Source organism: Rhodococcus sp. 06-156-4, from assembly GCF_002259345.1.
Lineage (GTDB): Bacteria > Actinomycetota > Actinomycetes > Mycobacteriales > Mycobacteriaceae > Rhodococcoides > Rhodococcoides fascians_E.
In genome coordinates this window covers 226,382-241,772 of the sequence record NZ_NPGB01000026.1, presented here as the reverse complement: position 1 = coordinate 241,772, position 15,391 = coordinate 226,382, and the positions used below count along the sequence as shown (strand labels likewise).

The 15,391-nt window shown below is 64.2% G+C and carries 13 protein-coding genes; 8 read left to right on the top strand and 5 right to left on the bottom strand.

Annotation, left to right across the window (positions count from 1 at the left end):
* The first annotated feature begins 4 nt into the window (after positions 1–4).
* Both CH290_RS18595 and CH290_RS18590 read left to right on the top strand, forming a co-directional pair.
* Positions 5–1,174 (top strand): M20 family metallopeptidase, encoded by a 1,170-nt coding sequence (locus CH290_RS18595; protein WP_033190497.1) that lies wholly within the window; start codon positions 5–7, stop codon positions 1,172–1,174.
* Entirely contained in the window at positions 1,171–2,349 is a 1,179-nt protein-coding gene (locus CH290_RS18590; protein ID WP_020112170.1) for a M20 family metallopeptidase, read from the top strand. The genes CH290_RS18595 and CH290_RS18590 overlap by 4 nt, the downstream gene beginning before the upstream one ends.
* Before the next feature lie 6 nt (positions 2,350–2,355).
* On the opposite strand, the gene CH290_RS18585 is transcribed toward CH290_RS18590, so the two are convergent.
* The gene (locus CH290_RS18585; protein WP_026347963.1) at positions 2,356–2,817 is read right to left on the bottom strand and encodes a gamma-glutamylcyclotransferase family protein; all 462 of its coding nucleotides are present in this window, start codon (positions 2,815–2,817) and stop codon (positions 2,356–2,358) included.
* 170 nt (positions 2,818–2,987) lie between these two features.
* Here CH290_RS18585 and CH290_RS18580 point away from each other — a divergent pair, with 170 nt between their 5' ends.
* Together CH290_RS18580 and CH290_RS18575 are read left to right on the top strand one after the other, a co-directional pair.
* Positions 2,988–4,394, top strand: a complete 1,407-nt coding sequence (locus tag CH290_RS18580; RefSeq protein ID WP_019666193.1) for an NAD(P)H-quinone dehydrogenase — start codon at positions 2,988–2,990, stop codon at positions 4,392–4,394.
* Positions 4,395–4,533: 139 nt separating this feature from the next.
* On the top strand, positions 4,534–5,715 hold the full coding sequence (locus CH290_RS18575) for an aminotransferase-like domain-containing protein (protein ID WP_033190498.1): 1,182 nt from the start codon (positions 4,534–4,536) through the stop codon (positions 5,713–5,715).
* Here the strand turns inward: CH290_RS18575 and glpK are convergent.
* Positions 5,700–7,205, bottom strand: a complete 1,506-nt coding sequence (glpK, locus tag CH290_RS18570; RefSeq protein ID WP_020112167.1) for a glycerol kinase GlpK — start codon at positions 7,203–7,205, stop codon at positions 5,700–5,702. The genes CH290_RS18575 and glpK overlap by 16 nt on opposite strands.
* Before the next feature lie 110 nt (positions 7,206–7,315).
* Here glpK and glpD point away from each other — a divergent pair, with 110 nt between their 5' ends.
* On the top strand, positions 7,316–9,052 hold the full coding sequence (gene glpD, locus CH290_RS18565) for a glycerol-3-phosphate dehydrogenase (RefSeq protein WP_033190631.1): 1,737 nt from the start codon (positions 7,316–7,318) through the stop codon (positions 9,050–9,052).
* A gap of 471 nt (positions 9,053–9,523) precedes the next feature.
* Here glpD and CH290_RS18560 read toward each other — a convergent pair whose 3' ends face one another.
* Complete coding sequence (locus CH290_RS18560) at positions 9,524–10,513, bottom strand: carboxylesterase family protein (protein ID WP_033190499.1); 990 nt, start codon at positions 10,511–10,513, stop codon at positions 9,524–9,526.
* Positions 10,514–10,885: 372 nt separating this feature from the next.
* On the opposite strand from CH290_RS18560, the gene CH290_RS18555 reads away from it, so the two are divergent.
* The 3 genes from CH290_RS18555 to CH290_RS18545 all read left to right on the top strand — a co-directional run bounded on the left by CH290_RS18555 (position 10,886) and on the right by CH290_RS18545 (position 14,531).
* Positions 10,886–12,013, top strand: a complete 1,128-nt coding sequence (locus CH290_RS18555) for a DUF3500 domain-containing protein (RefSeq protein ID WP_052083285.1) — start codon at positions 10,886–10,888, stop codon at positions 12,011–12,013.
* On the top strand, positions 12,010–13,377 hold the full coding sequence (locus CH290_RS18550) for a HupE/UreJ family protein (RefSeq protein WP_052083286.1): 1,368 nt from the start codon (positions 12,010–12,012) through the stop codon (positions 13,375–13,377). Before CH290_RS18555 ends, CH290_RS18550 begins: the two co-directional genes overlap by 4 nt.
* 65 nt (positions 13,378–13,442) lie before the next feature.
* The gene (locus CH290_RS18545; RefSeq protein ID WP_080748800.1) at positions 13,443–14,531 is read left to right on the top strand and encodes a DUF3500 domain-containing protein; all 1,089 of its coding nucleotides are present in this window, start codon (positions 13,443–13,445) and stop codon (positions 14,529–14,531) included.
* Between the two features lie 196 nt (positions 14,532–14,727).
* Here CH290_RS18545 and CH290_RS18540 read toward each other — a convergent pair whose 3' ends face one another.
* Complete coding sequence (locus CH290_RS18540; protein WP_033190500.1) at positions 14,728–15,009, bottom strand: hypothetical protein; 282 nt, start codon at positions 15,007–15,009, stop codon at positions 14,728–14,730.
* 228 nt (positions 15,010–15,237) lie between these two features.
* A complete protein-coding gene (locus tag CH290_RS30310) occupies positions 15,238–15,375 on the bottom strand; it encodes a hypothetical protein (protein ID WP_170947477.1) in 138 nt (45 codons plus the stop codon).
* Positions 15,376–15,391: the final 16 nt, after the last annotated feature.

The following is a 15,391-nucleotide window of genomic DNA, read 5'->3' as shown; positions in this document are numbered from 1 at the left end:
TGCGGTGATCGATGAGACCGACAGCGGTGTCCACCGCGCCGCACCAGAGCTGCTCGCGCTGTCGCACTCGATTCATTCCGAGCCCGAGCTCGCGTTCGAGGAGCATCGAAGTGTCGCCAAACTGACCGATCTACTCGCCGCCCACGATTTCGAGATCGAACGCGGTGTGGCCGATCTTCCCACCGCATTCACGGCGACGTTCGGTAGCGGAGATTTGGTCATCGGCATCTGCGCGGAGTACGACGCACTACCGGAGATCGGCCATGCGTGCGGACACAACATCATCGCCGCAGCCGCCGCGGGTGCAGCGGTGGCTCTTGCCCCGCTCGCCGACAGCCTCGGCATCACCGTGCGTCTTCTCGGCACTCCCGCCGAGGAGAGCGGCGGCGGCAAGGTGCTGATGCTCGAACGCGGGGTCTTCGACGGTGTCGGTGCGGCGCTGATGGTGCATCCCGGCCCGCTCGACATCGTCGGGGCGACATCGTTGGCGTTGTCGGACGTCGCGGTGACGTACACCGGGCGCGCGGCACACGCGTCGGCTGCCCCGGAGTGGGGAATCAACGCCGGTGACGCCGTCACCGTCGCGCAGGTCGCCGTCGGTCTTCTGCGCCAACACCTGTCGCCGGGACAGCAACTGCACGGGATCGTCGGCGACGGTGGGCTGGCGCCCAACATCGTTCCCGGCCATGCCGAGCTTCTGTACTACCTGCGGGCGACGTCGTCGGAATCGCTTGCGGCTCTGACGCGCAAAGCGTTCGGCTGCTTCGAAGCGGGGGCTGTCGCCACAGGCTGTACTCACGAGATCCGCACCGTGTCACCGACGTACGAGGAACTGACCCCCGACCCGTGGCTGGTCGCGCAGTTCCGGCGCGAGGCCGAAGCGATCGGTCGTTCACCATTGGCACCCGAGCTGGAAGGATTCCGCCCACTGGGCAGCACCGACATGGGAAATGTGACGAACGTTCTGCCGGGGATCCACCCGGTCATAGGCTTGGATTCGGCAGGTGCGGTGACGCATCAACCGGAGTTCGCGGCAGCCTGCATCACCGAGTCGGCGGATACCGCGGTGCTCGACGGAGCGCGGTTGCTCGCGCGAACAGCAGTGCGCGCGGCACAGGACCCGGCTGTGCGCGATCGCCTGCTCGACGGCGCGGAAGCGCGGGCGAGCAGATGACGATCGCGTCGACCGACGATCGGTTCGCCCTCGTCGACAAATGGATCCTCGACCACACCGACGAGCTGTCGGAGTGGCGTCGTCACATTCACGCCAACCCCGAGCTCGCTCGCCAGGAGTTCGCCACCACTGCGTTCGTCGTCCAGAAACTCGAAGCCGCCGGCCTGAGCCCGAAATTGTTGCCGGGCGGAACGGGACTGACGTGCGACATCGGACCCAGCGGCCCTCGCGTCGCGCTGCGCGCGGACATGGATGCGTTGCCGCTGCAGGAATTCACGGGCGCGTCATACAGCTCGACGGTCCCCGGTGTGTCCCACGCCTGCGGACACGACGCCCACACGACGGTACTTCTCGGCACGGCGCTGGCGTTGGCGTCGCTGCCGGACCTGCCGTTCGGGATCAGGCTCATTTTCCAGCCCGCCGAGGAAGTCATGCCCGGTGGTGCCCTCGACGTGGTCGCCGCCGGCGGTCTCGACGGTGTGTCCAAGATCTTCGCACTGCACTGCGACCCGAGGCTCGAGGTCGGCAAGGTGGGAGTGCGCGTCGGCGCCATCACGTCCGCGGCCGACACCGTCGAACTACGCCTGGACTCCCCGGGCGGTCATACGTCCCGCCCGCATCTGACGGCGGATCTGGTGCACGCACTCGGAACCGTGATCACCGGCTTGCCCGGCATGCTCAGCAGGCGGATCGACCCGCGGACCAGCACGGTGATGGTGTGGGGCGCAGTTGTCGCGGGTCAGGCACCGAACGCGATCCCGCAGACAGGCATGCTCACCGGAACCGTCCGTACCGGCGATCACGAGACCTGGGCACTTCTCGAGCCACTGGTGACGGAAATCGTCGCGGGCTTGCTCGCCCCGACGGGCGTCCGATTCGAACTGAACTACCGGCGCGGGGTTCCGCCCGTGGTCAACGGACCCGAGGTGACGCGAACGTTCGAGAACGCCATCCGCAGGCTCGGGCCGACGGCGCTCGCGGACACGCCTCAATCCGGCGGAGGCGAGGATTTCTCCTGGTATCTGGAAGATATTCCGGGTGCCATGGCCAGGCTGGGAGTGTGGTCCGGCTCCGGACCCCAGCTCGACATTCACCAGCCGACGTTCGACCTGGACGAGCGCGCTCTCGCGGTGGGCGTCAAGGTACTGACCGGTATCGCCCTCGACCCCCACTGACGTGAGCTAGGGGGTGCCGGGTCCGACGTTCCTGCTGTTGCGCGTGCGGAGGTCTCGGACGTACTCGGCGGGCGCCCCGGCGATCTCCGCTGCCTCGGCCATGACCCCGAGGTAGCGCGCGGACGGCAGGCCTCCCTCGTAGGCGTCCAGCACATAGAGCCACGCGAGCACCGGCCCGTCCGCGGTGTCGACACGCAAGCGAACCTTGCGGTGGATGCCGAGCTCCGAGCCTTCCCACCGGTCCAGGCTCTGCTCGTCCTCGTCCGATACGTCGTAGAGCACGACGAAGACCTTCTCGTCTGCATCGGGTGCAACGGTGGCCAGCGCACCTTCCCAGCCGATATCGCCGCCACCGAACGTCAGGCGCCACCCATGCAACCATCCTGTTCCGGACAGCGGGGAGTGAGGGCAACGCTGCAACATCTGCTCCGGATGCATGTTCGATCCGTAGGCGGCATAGATTGGCACGTCGGCCAGCCTAAACCGTCGGCGTGCGGTCGGTCGCGGGCCGACCCCGGATCGTGGCATTCGTGCTGGTCGAGGCGAAGTGAAGTAATCCTTACCACTGCATGACGCGCGTCACTGGAATAGCCTCGATGTCAGCAACGAGGCTCCCCCAATCTTCAGAAAGAGGATCAATGACGACGCGGATCGTGATCATCGGTGGCGGACCCGCTGGGTACGAGGCAGCACTGGTGGCGGCGCAGCACGGGGGAACGGTGACGCTCGTCGACGCCGACGGGATCGGTGGTGCGTGTGTTCTGTGGGACTGTGTGCCGTCGAAGACCTTCATAGCGTCGACCGGCATCAGAACGGAGATGCGGCGCGCGAGCGATCTCGGCATCGCCCTCGACCCGTCGCAGGCGGCGATCGCTCTGCCGCAGATCCACGAGCGTGTGAAGTCGCTCGCGCAGGCGCAGTCCGCGGACATCGCCGCCCGTGTGCGATCGGTGGGCGTCGAGCTCATCTCGGGTCGAGGTGAGCTGATCGACTCGAAGGTGGGAATGGCCGCGCATCAGATTCGCGCGACGCTCGCCGACGGGTCCGAGCGGATCCTCGACGCCGACGTCGTACTCATCTCGACGGGGGCGAGCCCGCGCATCCTGAAGGGCGCCGAGCCCGACGGTGAGCGCATTCTCAATTGGCGTCAGCTCTACGATCTCGATGCACTTCCCGAGCACCTCATCGTCGTCGGCTCCGGTGTGACCGGTGCCGAGTTCGTCTCGGCGTACACGGAGATGGGCGTGAAGGTCACCGCCGTGTCCAGCCGTGATCGTGTGTTGCCGCACGAGGACGAGGATGCAGCGCTGGTGCTCGAGGACGCGTTCAACGAGAGGGGCGTCACCCTCGTCAAGCATGCCCGCGCGGATTCGGTGGAGCGCACCGACAACGGTGTCATCGTGAAACTGGCCGACGGACGCACGGTCGAGGGATCCCACGCTCTGATGACGGTCGGTTCGGTTCCCAACACCTCCGGGCTGGGGCTGGGGAACGTGGGGATCGAGCTCGACAAGGGTGGTTACCTGCGCGTCGACCGCGTCTCTCGTACGTCCGTGGCCGGTATCTACGCCGCAGGCGACTGCACCGGATTGCTGCCTCTGGCCTCGGTCGCGGCGATGCAGGGCCGCATCGCGATGTACCACGCTCTCGGTGAGGGCGTCACGCCGATCAAGCTGAAGACCGTTGCCTCGGCGGTGTTCACGCGTCCCGAGATCGCGTCGGTGGGCGTCAGTCAGTCCTCGATCGACAAGGGTGAGGTGCCGGCCCGGACCGTCATGCTTCCCCTGGCAACCAATCCGCGGGCCAAGATGTCCGGCCTCAAGCGTGGTTTCGTCAAGATCTTCTGCCGCCCCGCGACGGGTGTGGTCATCGGCGGCGTCGTCGTCGCCCCGACGGCATCGGAACTGATCCTGCCGATCGCGATGGCCGTGCAGAACAACCTGTCCGTGGGCGATCTCGCTGCGACGTTCTCGGTGTACCCGTCGCTGACCGGATCGATCACCGAAGCTGCTCGTCAGCTCATGCGGCACGACGACCTGGACTAGCTGCTGTCTCGAAATGTGAGATCCGCATTTCATATTTTGATTTGTCATGACATAGTGGAGGAGCCGACCACCATCCGGCTCCTCCACACCCCAGTCGATCCTCGGGTTCTTTCAGACGCATCCGACACGGGGAGATCTCATGACTTCTACCTTTCCGACCCTGGCACGCCGACTCGACACCGTGCACAGTTCCGCCATTCGTGATCTTCTCGCGCTCACCGCGCGAGGTGACGTGATCAGCATGGCGGGCGGGCTACCGGCCACGGAATTGATTCCGCTGCACCGGATTCGCGACGCCGCGCACGACGTTCTGGCCGAGACCGCGTCGGTCCAGTACGGCGAGACCTCCGGCGTTCGCGGGCTCCGAGACATCGTTGCCGCCCGCGAATCGGCCGCGATCGGACGCAGAATCGACGCGTCCGAGGTCGTCGTGACGCACGGTTCGCAGCAGGCCTTGACGCTGGTCGCGCAAGCAGTGGTCGACCCGGGGGCAGTCGTCGTCGTGGACGAACCCGCCTACACCGGTGCCCTGCAGGTCTTCTCGATTGCCGGCGCCGACGTCCGTGCGGTTCCGATCGACAACGAGGGCATGGACGTCACAGCGTTGGAACGGCTGCTGGCAGAAGGGCTTCGGCCGGCCCTCGTCCATACCGTCAGCAACTTCCACAACCCGCGGGGAGTGACGATGTCGGCCGATCGCCGACACGCACTCGCCGAACTGGCCGAACGGTACGGCTTCTGGATTCTCGAGGACGACCCGTACGGGGAGATCTGGTTCGACGCACAGCCTCCGGCACCGATCGCGTCGCACTCGGACCGCGTCATCAGACTGTCGAGCGCGTCGAAAATTCTGGCGCCCGCGCTGCGGGTGGGGTGGTTGGTCGCGCCGAAACCCGTGTGCGACGCCGTCGAGCTGCTCAAGCAGGGCGCGGACCTGTGCGGATCGTCGATGACGCAGCAGATTGCGGCACGGCTCCTCCGCGACTCACCGTGGTTGACCGCGCACCTGGACACGTTGAGGGCCGAGTACGGCAGCCGCGCAGCCGCGTTGCATCGTGCTCTCACCACCACGTTCGGTGACGCCATGTCGGTGTCGCCTGCGGACGGCGGCATGTTCGTGTGGGCGACGCTGAACGACGGTACCGACGCGACGGCTCTGCTTCCGCGAGCGCTCGATCACGGCGTCGCGTTCGTCCCGGGTAGAGCCTTCGCGGACGACAGGGTGTACGAAGGCGCCATGCGGTTGTGCTTCGCCAGCGCCGAACCCGACGTTCTACACGAGGCCGTGCGCAGGTTGGCGTCGGCTCACGCGCTGTCGTAGGTGCGCTCGACCGCTCGATTCCACCGGGCGTACATCTCGTCACGAACGGTGGGGTCGAGGTCGGGCTCCCACGTCTTGTCGTCCGACCAGTTGGCGCGGATGTCGTCCTCGCCACTCCAGTAGTCGACGGCGAGCCCGGCAGCGTATGCCGCACCCAGTGCGGTGGTTTCGTTGACGACGGGGCGCACGACGGGAACGCCGAGTATGTCCGACTGGAACTGCATCAGCAGTTCGTTGACGACCATCCCGCCGTCGACCTTGAGCGTGGTCAGTTCCACGTCGGAATCGGCGCGCATCGCGTCGATCACTTCCCTGGTCTGAAACGCTGTGGCTTCCAATGCTGCTCGTGCGATGTGGCCCTTGTTGGCGAATCTGGTCAGTCCCGAGATCACGCCGCGGGCGTCGGGGCGCCAGCGCGGCGCGAACAGCCCGGAGAACGCAGGCACGAAGTAGACGCCGCCGTTGTCGTCGACGGTGCCCGCCAGGTCTTCGATGTCCTTCGCGTTCTTGATGATTCCGAGGTTGTCACGTAGCCACTGGACGAGCGAGCCGGTGACGGCCACGGAACCCTCCAAGGCGTAGACGGTGTCCTTGTCTCCCAGCTTGTAACAGACGGTGGTGAGAAGTCCGTGCTCGCTGCGCACGGGCGTGGTTCCGGTGTTGAGCAGTAGGAAATTTCCGGTTCCGTAGGTGTTCTTCGCTTCACCGGGCTCGAGGCACGCCTGGCCGAACGTGGCGGCTTGCTGGTCGCCGAGGATGCCGGCGATCGGTACTCCGGCAAGCACTCCTTTCGGGCGTACCTCGCCGTAGATCTCCGAGGAGGTGCGGATCTCCGGGAGCATCGAGACGGGAATGTCGAAGTCTGCGCAGATGTCCTCGCGCCACTGCAACGTCTCGAGATCCATCAGCAACGTGCGTGAGGCGTTGGTGACGTCGGTGACGTGGATTCCGCCGTCGGTGCCTCCGGTCAGGTTCCACAGGACCCAGGAATCCATCGTGCCGAAGCACAACTCACCGGCCTCGGCGCGCTCACGGACGCCATCGACGTTGTCCAGGATCCACCGAACCTTCGGCCCGGCGAAGTACGTGGAGAGGGGGAGTCCGGTGATGTGTTGATATCGGTCCGTTCCCTCGTCACCGGCCAACCGGGTGCACAGCTCGTCGGTTCGAGTGTCCTGCCACACGATCGCGTTGTACACCGGCTTTCCCGTCGCGCGGTCCCACACCAGAGTCGTCTCACGCTGATTGGTGATGCCGACCGCGGCGATGTTCTCTGCTTTGACGTCGGCGTTGCCGAGCGCCGCGCCGACCACCTCGCGTACGTTGACCCAGATCTCCTCGGCGTCGTGTTCGACCCAGCCCGCCCGGGGGAAGATCTGCTCGTGCTCCTTCTGTGCCGACCCCACGGGCTTCCCGTCGTGGCCGAAGATGATGCACCGGCTCGAGGTCGTTCCTTGGTCGATCGAAGCGATGAAGGTGTCGGAGGTCACGTCTCTCCTTACGTAGGTGCGATGCACAGGGCGGGTACTCGCCTCGAACGGTAGCCTTGATTCGGCGCCGACAGACGGACAAACGAACCATCCACGTGGGGAGCGAGCTCTTGAGCAACCGATCGAACACCACCTTCCTTGGTCCGAAGGCACGTGAAGACGCGTGGCAGGCTCTCGGTTCGGAACAGTTCGACGTGGTCGTGGTCGGCGGTGGAGTCGTCGGCGCGGGCGCTGCACTCGACGCCGCGACGCGCGGCCTGAAGGTAGCGCTCGTCGAGGCACGCGACTTCGCGTCGGGCACGTCGAGTCGATCGTCGAAGATGTTCCACGGTGGCCTTCGCTACCTCGAGCAGCTCGAGTTCGGCCTGGTGCGCGAGGCGCTGCACGAGCGTGAGCTGTCGCTGTCGACGCTCGCGCCGCATTTGGTGAAGCCGCTGAAATTTCTCTTTCCGTTGACACATCGTGTGTGGGAACGCCCGTACATCGCGGCCGGAATCTTCCTCTACGACACCATGGGCGGCGCCAAATCCGTTCCGGCGCAGAAGCATCTGACTCGTTCCGGTGCGTTGCGGATGGCTCCCGGCATGAAGCGCAAGTCCTTGATCGGTGGGATTCGCTACTACGACACCGTCGTCGACGACGCACGCCACACCATGAGCGTCGCGCGCACCGCAGCTCACTACGGCGCCGTCGTGCGTACGTCCACCCAGGTCGTCGGCTTCCTGCGTGAAGCCGACCGAGTGTCCGGTGTGCGCGTGCGCGATTCGGAGAACGGTGCGACGACGGAGGTGCGTGGCCACGTCGTCATCAACGCCACCGGTGTGTGGACCGACGAGATCCAGGCGTTGTCCTCGCAGCGAGGACGCTTCCGCGTGCGCGCGTCGAAAGGCGTGCACATCGTGGTTCCGCGCGACCGCATCGTCAGCGAGGCCGCGATCATTCTGCGCACGGAGAAGTCCGTGCTGTTCATCATTCCGTGGGGTGCACACTGGATCATCGGGACGACGGACACGGACTGGAAGCTCGATCTGGCGCACCCCGCCGCGACCAAGGCGGATATCGATTACATCCTGGGTGAGGTCAACACCGTCCTGGTGACTCCGCTCACGCACGAGGACATCGACGGCGTGTACGCGGGACTGCGACCGCTGCTCGCAGGGGAGAGCGACGAGACGTCGAAGCTGTCTCGTGAGCATGCCGTCGCTCGTGTGGCACCCGGACTGGTCGCGATCGCAGGCGGGAAATACACCACGTACCGCGTCATGGCCGAGGACGCGGTCGATCTCGCAGCAGACGACATCCCGGCACGGGTTGCGTCGTCGATCACCGAAAAGGTGCCGCTCGTCGGCGCCGACGGCTACTTCGCCCTCGTCAATCAAACGCATCACCTTGCCGAGGTGTACGGACTGCATCCCTACCGCGTGACGCACTTGCTGGACCGGTACGGCTCACTCATCGACGAGGTGCTCGATCTCGCGAAGGACAAGCCCTACCTCCTCCAGCCGATCACCGATGCGCCGAGCTACCTTCAGGTCGAGGTGGTCTACGCGGCAGCCGCCGAAGGTGCGCTGCATCTCGAGGACATCCTGTCCCGTCGCACCCGCATTTCCATCGAGTACTCCCATCGCGGTGTGAACTGCGCGGGCCAGGTCGCAGCCCTCGTCGCGCCGATCCTCGGATGGGACTCCGAGACCGTGGACCGTGAGGTGGAGACCTACAACGCGCGGGTGGAAGCGGAGATAAAGTCGCAGATGCAACCCGACGACGAGTCCGCCGATGCTTTGCGTGTCGTCGCCCCCGAGGCGCGTCAAGAGATTCTCGAGCCCGTGCGGCCGCTGACCAAGTGACCGACAACGTCGAGACGATGCTGGCAACATACGAGTCCGCAGCGCGGCTGTATGCCCGTCGCACGAATCGGAACAGGCCCGAATAGTCGTTGGTGCAGCAAAATGTCTCACCAAGTTCGATGAGCTCACAGGCCTGGATCTGCGCCGTACGAAGACCCCGTCCCCACCCGGTGGCTCCTGGCGTACAGACGCGCACACTGCCCCCTGACCTGTTGGCGAGGGCATCGACAAGCGGTGTCGGTTCTCAGTGACTGCGCTTGCGGGCGACACTGCAGCACACCGTACAGCCGCTGTGAACCGACAACGGGCCTAGTGGATTGTCGGGGCAGCTTCGAGTCCCTGCAAGACCTCCAGGTCGCCGCACCCGACCTCGTTTCGAACGTCGAGATGACGAGAGACCCGAGAATGCGAAAGATGCTGTCGCGCAACGGTTTGGGAGTGTTAGAGTGTGGCGCGTATACGTCATCGGTCTCACGCCTGTTGTTCGAACAACCAGTCACGCAGCGCGGTGATTTTGTAGCCCGGTTCGAAGGAGGCCATGTGTTCCATGTTCGACACGGGGTTCGCGGTCAAGACCGTCCCGGTGGCGAAGGTGGCGAAGTTGGCCGAGTCACCGGCCGACAAGAGTTCCTGGGCAGAGGAGTCGAGCTTCGTAGGCTCCCACGTTGCGTCCCAGGTTGCGGTCTGGAACGGTACGCCCGCAGTGCTCAGCATGTTTTCGACCTCGGTTTGGCCATCCGTTGCATTAGCGTCGCCGCCTGCGGCGGTGTATACGAATGTGGCGTCGGCCAGGTTCTGCAGTGAGGTGATGTCCCACTGCCCCGACACGAGCATCTCGGCGGCGAAGAGGTCGGGATACTTGGCGGTGAGGTACATCGTTGTCATACAACCCATCGACTGACCGGTGCCGTAGACACGGTTGGTGTCGACGCTGTACTCGGCGCGTAGAAAATTCACGAACCGCGCTGTGAGTTCGACGTAGTCGGTGGTGGTGAAACTGTCGTGGTCATCGAGAATCACTTCGGGGTATTCGGGTACAACCACGATGCTCGGGTGTTTCGCTTGTTCGGCCTCGCTCGCCCAGATCAAGGCACCGTACTGGGACAACGGTGCGGTGACATCTTGTCCGACCAAGCTCGAGTCCGCGATGTAGTGCACGAGTGGGTATCTGGTGCCGGTGTCGTAGTCGTGGGGGAGAAAAACGTTGTAGGGCAGCACAATTCCGGTCTCGATGTCAGTGTACGACGCCTGCGTGAACGATGAGGTGACTGCGGCAACGAGCTCGTCGATGCTGGGAACGGTGACAGCTTCTGCAGCTGCCGAGGTCGAGGTCTCGGCAGACGACGTCGTAGCAGTGGACTGTGAACTGGTACCGGTGCACGCCGACAACCCGGCTGCAGCAAGTACTCCGATGGTGCCGCCGAGGAACGCTCGCCGGCCGATCCGTGGTGTAGGAGCCATACCGGGGACTGTAGAGCCATCGGGGCGTCGACTAGCTGTCTGTCGGCTGGGTGGTTGCTGTGAATCGTGCGGTTCGAGCTCTGTCCACTGACGCATTTGTCGCAGTCTCCGCGCTCTCCGCCGGGGGTGGCCCCAAGCCAGAGTAGCTGTCCTCAACGCGGTCGAGACCGTTCTGGCGCCGAACAGATCAGCGCTGACGGCCAACCCGGGCGGCAACGAAACCACTGTCCCGCTCGGTGATGCCGTTCGCGACGAACTCGCCCGTACCTCTTCGATGTGGCTCACGTGATCGAGCCTCTGCTGGACGCGGCTCACAGTGAGTTCACAGCTAGCGTACAGAGAAAACGGACACTTCCTTTTTACTGTTCTTCTATGCGAACACACATCTACCGCTACACACGTGCAAGAAAGTTGGTCGTCGCGTCATCGATGACGGCGTTCCTCGGTCTTTCCCTCGTTGCATGCGGCACGGACAGCGACTCCACCGCGGCAGCGACAAGCGTTGCCGCTGCTACCACCACTGTTTCTCCGTCGACCTCGGCTGCCGAGGGGGGCTCGGTAGTTGCCGCTGCCGACGCATTCGCTGCGACCCTGACCGACGAGCAGAAGACGTCGCTGCAGCAGGAGTATTCGCTGGAAAACGCGGAGAAGTGGTCGAACCTGCCTCAGGCGCTCCTGCGTGGAGGCCAGGGTCGGATCGGATTGCAGCTCAGCGATTTGGACGACGCACAGCTCGCAGCGCTCGACACCCTCCTTCAGGCCGTTACCGGTTCGTCGGCGGGCGACGGGTACGACGAGATCCAGCAGCTGCTGAACGCCGACGACTACCTTGCTGCCAACGGTGGTGGCACGGACTACGGCTCGGGGAATTACTACATCGCCTTCCTCGGTACACCGTCCGACTCCGGAACGTGGGAGCTGCAGTTCGGTGGTCATCACCTCGCCTTCGCCAACACCTACACCGACGGCACGTTGGCAGGGGCGACTCCGTCGTTTCGCGGGGTCGAACCGTACGGCACGTACGAGGCAAACGGCACCACCATCGCGCCGCTCGAGAACGAGCAGGCCGCGTTCGCGGCGATGCTCGCCGGGATGTCCACCGAGGAGTTGGCCGCCGCCAAGCTCGACTCCGTCTACTCCGACATACTCCTGACGCCGGGCAAGGACTGGGCATTCCCGACCGCGAAGGAGGGCGTACAGGCTTCCACGCTCACGGCGGAACAGAAGCAACTGGTGATGGCCGCGATCGCAACCTACGTCGACGACATCGACGATGCCGATGCCGCAACCATCCTCGCGAAGTACGAGAGCGAGCTCGACGAGACGTACGTGTCGTACTCCGGAACCACCGGAGTAACCGAGCAGGACGATTACGTGCGTATCGACGGCCCCTCGGTCTGGATCGAATTCTCGATGCAGCACGGAATCGTACTGCCCGGCAACCACCCTCACTCGGTGTGGCGCGACCGCACCACCGACTACGGTGGCACCCAGGCATGACCTCGGTCCGGGGAAATCCACGATTACGCAATTCGATCGTCGGACTCGTCGTCATCGTGTCCGCGATAGGGGTGTGGCTGATCGGCAGCACCGCCTCAGCACACGTCCTTCCCACCACGACAGTGGAACTGGACGTGCACTCGGGTGAGATCGATGCTGAATTGACCATTCCGCTCAGCGATCTCGAGGCTGCAAGCGGGATCGATCTCGATTCGGCGACTCAGGATCAAGTCGACGCACACTCCGCCGAGCTCTCGAGCTACCTCGGTTCACATTTCCGACCGACATCGGTCGACGGACAACCGTGGGCGGTGACTCTCGACGACCTCACCATCGGTTCCGCAGAAAACGTGGGAACCGGAATCTACGACACCGTGACCACAACGGCACATCTATCCTCACCCGCAGGTGCTGACGAGCGAACGTTCGATCTCGGCTACGACGCGGTGATACATCGCGTTATCACCCATGTCGTCCTGGTGACGGTTCGATCCGATTGGTCGACCGGCACCATCGATTCCGTTCGCGAGATCGGTACCGTTGGCCTGGATACCGTCACCGGTGAGATCACTCCGCTGACCGTGCGACTCGACGACGGCAGTATGTGGCAGGGCTTCACCAGCATGGTCTCGCTCGGTATATCGCACATCAGGGAAGGCACCGATCATCAACTGTTTCTGCTGACACTGCTGCTTCCGGCCCCGCTCCTGGTAACCGGTCGTCGGTGGGCCGGGGCTGCACGACCGACAACGGCAGTGCGCCGGATAGCGGCTATAACCCTCGCGTTCACACTCGGACATTCCGTCACGCTCGCGTTGGGTTCGATCGGATTCCCGGTGCCGCAGCAACCCATCGAGGTGCTCATCGCCGTCAGCATCCTCATCGCAGCCCTCCATGCCGTCAGACCGATCTTCCCTCGCCGAGAAGCGTTGATTGCCGGCCTGTTCGGGCTCGTCCATGGCCTGGCGTTCTCGACCACGCTGACCGAGCTCGATCTGACCGGTAGCCAACTCGCTACCAGTCTGTTCGGCTTCAACATCGGTATCGAACTGATGCAGCTTGCCGTTGTGGCGGTGGTCCTACCGCCGCTCATGGTCCTGGCCCGCACACGTGTCTACGGCCCGCTGAGAATTGTCGCGGCTGCGCTGGCAGGCACGGCGGCGGTCGGATGGGTGTTGGACCGCGTGGGCGTGCCGAATGCCGTTGCCGCTGCGGCAGACAGCCTCGTCGACGTCTCCGTCTACGTGGCTGCGGCCCTGTGGCTCGCAGCCGCGATCGCCGGATGGCTGCTGTATCGCGCTCAGCCGACCGGCTACCCGAAACCCAATCCTATACACAATGTTTCACTACTGAGGAGCACATGATGCGCATTCCTTATCCATCGCGATCGGGCCGCACACGAGCAGCTTCGGCTGCAGGAATAGTCCTGATGACCGGGGCAGCACTTGTCGGCTGCTCGTCCACCGAGGACGACACCACTTCTACCCAGTCGACCGCATCCGAGTCTGCCGCGACATCATCATCATCATCGTCGTCGGCGGCCTCATCCTCCGATTGCAATGCGGATTCGGGCTACTCGAAGATCACTTGCCTTTCCAACGAGCTCATTGCGAGTGCAGACGCCGATCTCGCGTCGTCGATGGTTCTCGACTATTCACTGGACACTGCCCAGAAGTGGAGCAACTTTCCGCCCCAGGGATACCGCGATCGCGTCGGACCGACGCTGAGTGAGTTCTCACCAGAGCAGCTCGCGCTCGTGATGGACATTGTGAAGGAAGCGTCGGGCACGGCCGACAACGAGGGCTACGACGAAATTCAGCAGATCTTGAACGCCGACGACTATCTCGCGGCGAACGCCACCGGCCGGGACGGCGGATTCGGTTCGGAAAACTTCCATTTCGCCTTCCTCGGCACCCCGTCCGATACCGGCACGTGGGAGCTGTACTACGGCGGGCACCACACTGCGTTCGCGAACACCTACACCGATGGAGTACTCGTCGGAGCGACACCGTCGTTCCGCGGCGTCGAGCCCGGCTACAGCTTCGACGAGAACGGCCGCTCCAACATGCCGATGGAGCAGGAACGAGTCGCGTTCGCGAACCTCGTGGGATCGCTGACTCCGGGACAGCAGGCGGCAGCGAAGCAGGACGAGGTCTACACCGACATTCTGGTCGGCCCACAGAAAGACGGTCAGTTCCCCGCGACCCAGACCGGGGTCCCGGTCTCATCACTCTCGGAGGATCAGAAGGCGCTCGTCGTCGCCGCGATGAACACCTACGTCAGCGACATCGACGACGCCGACGCCGCTACGATTCTGGCCAAGTACACCGCCGAACTGGACAACACCTACGTGGCGTTCTCCGGCACCACGGCCGTCGACCAGGTCAGTGATTACGTTCGAATCGACGGGCCGTCGGTGTGGATCGAATTCGTGCTTCAAGCGGGCGCATCACTGGACGGGGCTCACCCGCACTCCGTCTGGCGTGACAAAGTCGCCGATTACGGCGGCACCGACTGAACCCTGGTATCGAACGCGGGATGAAATCGCAGGGCTGAAATCGAGTCAGAACCTGCAAAACACGTATAGGGCAATACACAGTTCGCAGCACGAAGATCGAATTTCGATCCGTGTCGGACAAGCAGACGGCCCCGCAACCTGATAATTCAGGTTGCGGGGCGTCCGCGTGTATTCGCCTGTGCGGGTCAGTCTTTGATCAAGAGATTGCGGGCTGGGTGGTGGGTGCGCTTGCTGCCAGGCGGGCGTGTCGGGTTTTCGGTCCGAAGACGGCGAGGGTGATCGAGTCGAAGAGCCACATGCCTGCGATGAAGTAGAACACGCTCTGGTAGCGCCGGCCATTGTGCAGCGCGACGATGATCAGGGGTCCGATGGTGTTCGACAGGGGACCGAGCCGTGGGAGACGCCGGTGCCCACGGATCGTGCGCGGGTGTCGAAGACTTCGGGGGAGTAGGCGTACGCGACTGCTGTGTAGCCGCATTCGAAGAAGCTGCTTCGATGAGTCAGGTCGCAGCCGTCAGAGCGAAGGACACCGTAAGCAGGAGGATGACCCAGAATGCTGCGGTGGACCATCGAGGTCGCTCCCGGGCGGGCGATTCTCAGTCGTGGCTGTTCGTGATAGCGCAGGTGACGACGCCAAGCGGTCGTCTGCGTTGAGTGCATCCACAATTCGGGGCTCGTAGGTTTCGAACTCGCCGACCGATCGCCATCACCGCGCACCCGTCAGTGTTCCGACGGGAGCGCTTCGGCGCTGTTCGGGAGTTTGAACGAGTGTCCGGGGCGCGCGGGACGCCACCGCTCCGGACACGGCCATCACGGCCACGGTCAGAATCGCCAAGAAAGTCATGACCCCATGGTGGCGA

Coding starts and splice junctions, on each gene's coding strand:
- CH290_RS30310 (WP_170947477.1), bottom strand. CDS start 15,375: ATGACTTTCTTGGCGATTCTGACCGTGGCCGTGATGGCCGTGTCCGGA.
- CH290_RS18580 (WP_019666193.1), top strand. CDS start 2,988: ATGACGACGCGGATCGTGATCATCGGTGGCGGACCCGCTGGGTACGAG.
- CH290_RS18575 (WP_033190498.1), top strand. CDS start 4,534: ATGACTTCTACCTTTCCGACCCTGGCACGCCGACTCGACACCGTGCAC.
- CH290_RS18555 (WP_052083285.1), top strand. CDS start 10,886: ATGCGAACACACATCTACCGCTACACACGTGCAAGAAAGTTGGTCGTC.
- CH290_RS18545 (WP_080748800.1), top strand. CDS start 13,443: ATGACCGGGGCAGCACTTGTCGGCTGCTCGTCCACCGAGGACGACACC.
- CH290_RS18550 (WP_052083286.1), top strand. CDS start 12,010: ATGACCTCGGTCCGGGGAAATCCACGATTACGCAATTCGATCGTCGGA.
- CH290_RS18590 (WP_020112170.1), top strand. CDS start 1,171: ATGACGATCGCGTCGACCGACGATCGGTTCGCCCTCGTCGACAAATGG.
- CH290_RS18540 (WP_033190500.1), bottom strand. CDS start 15,009: ATGCGGCTACACAGCAGTCGCGTACGCCTACTCCCCCGAAGTCTTCGA.
- CH290_RS18560 (WP_033190499.1), bottom strand. CDS start 10,513: ATGGCTCCTACACCACGGATCGGCCGGCGAGCGTTCCTCGGCGGCACC.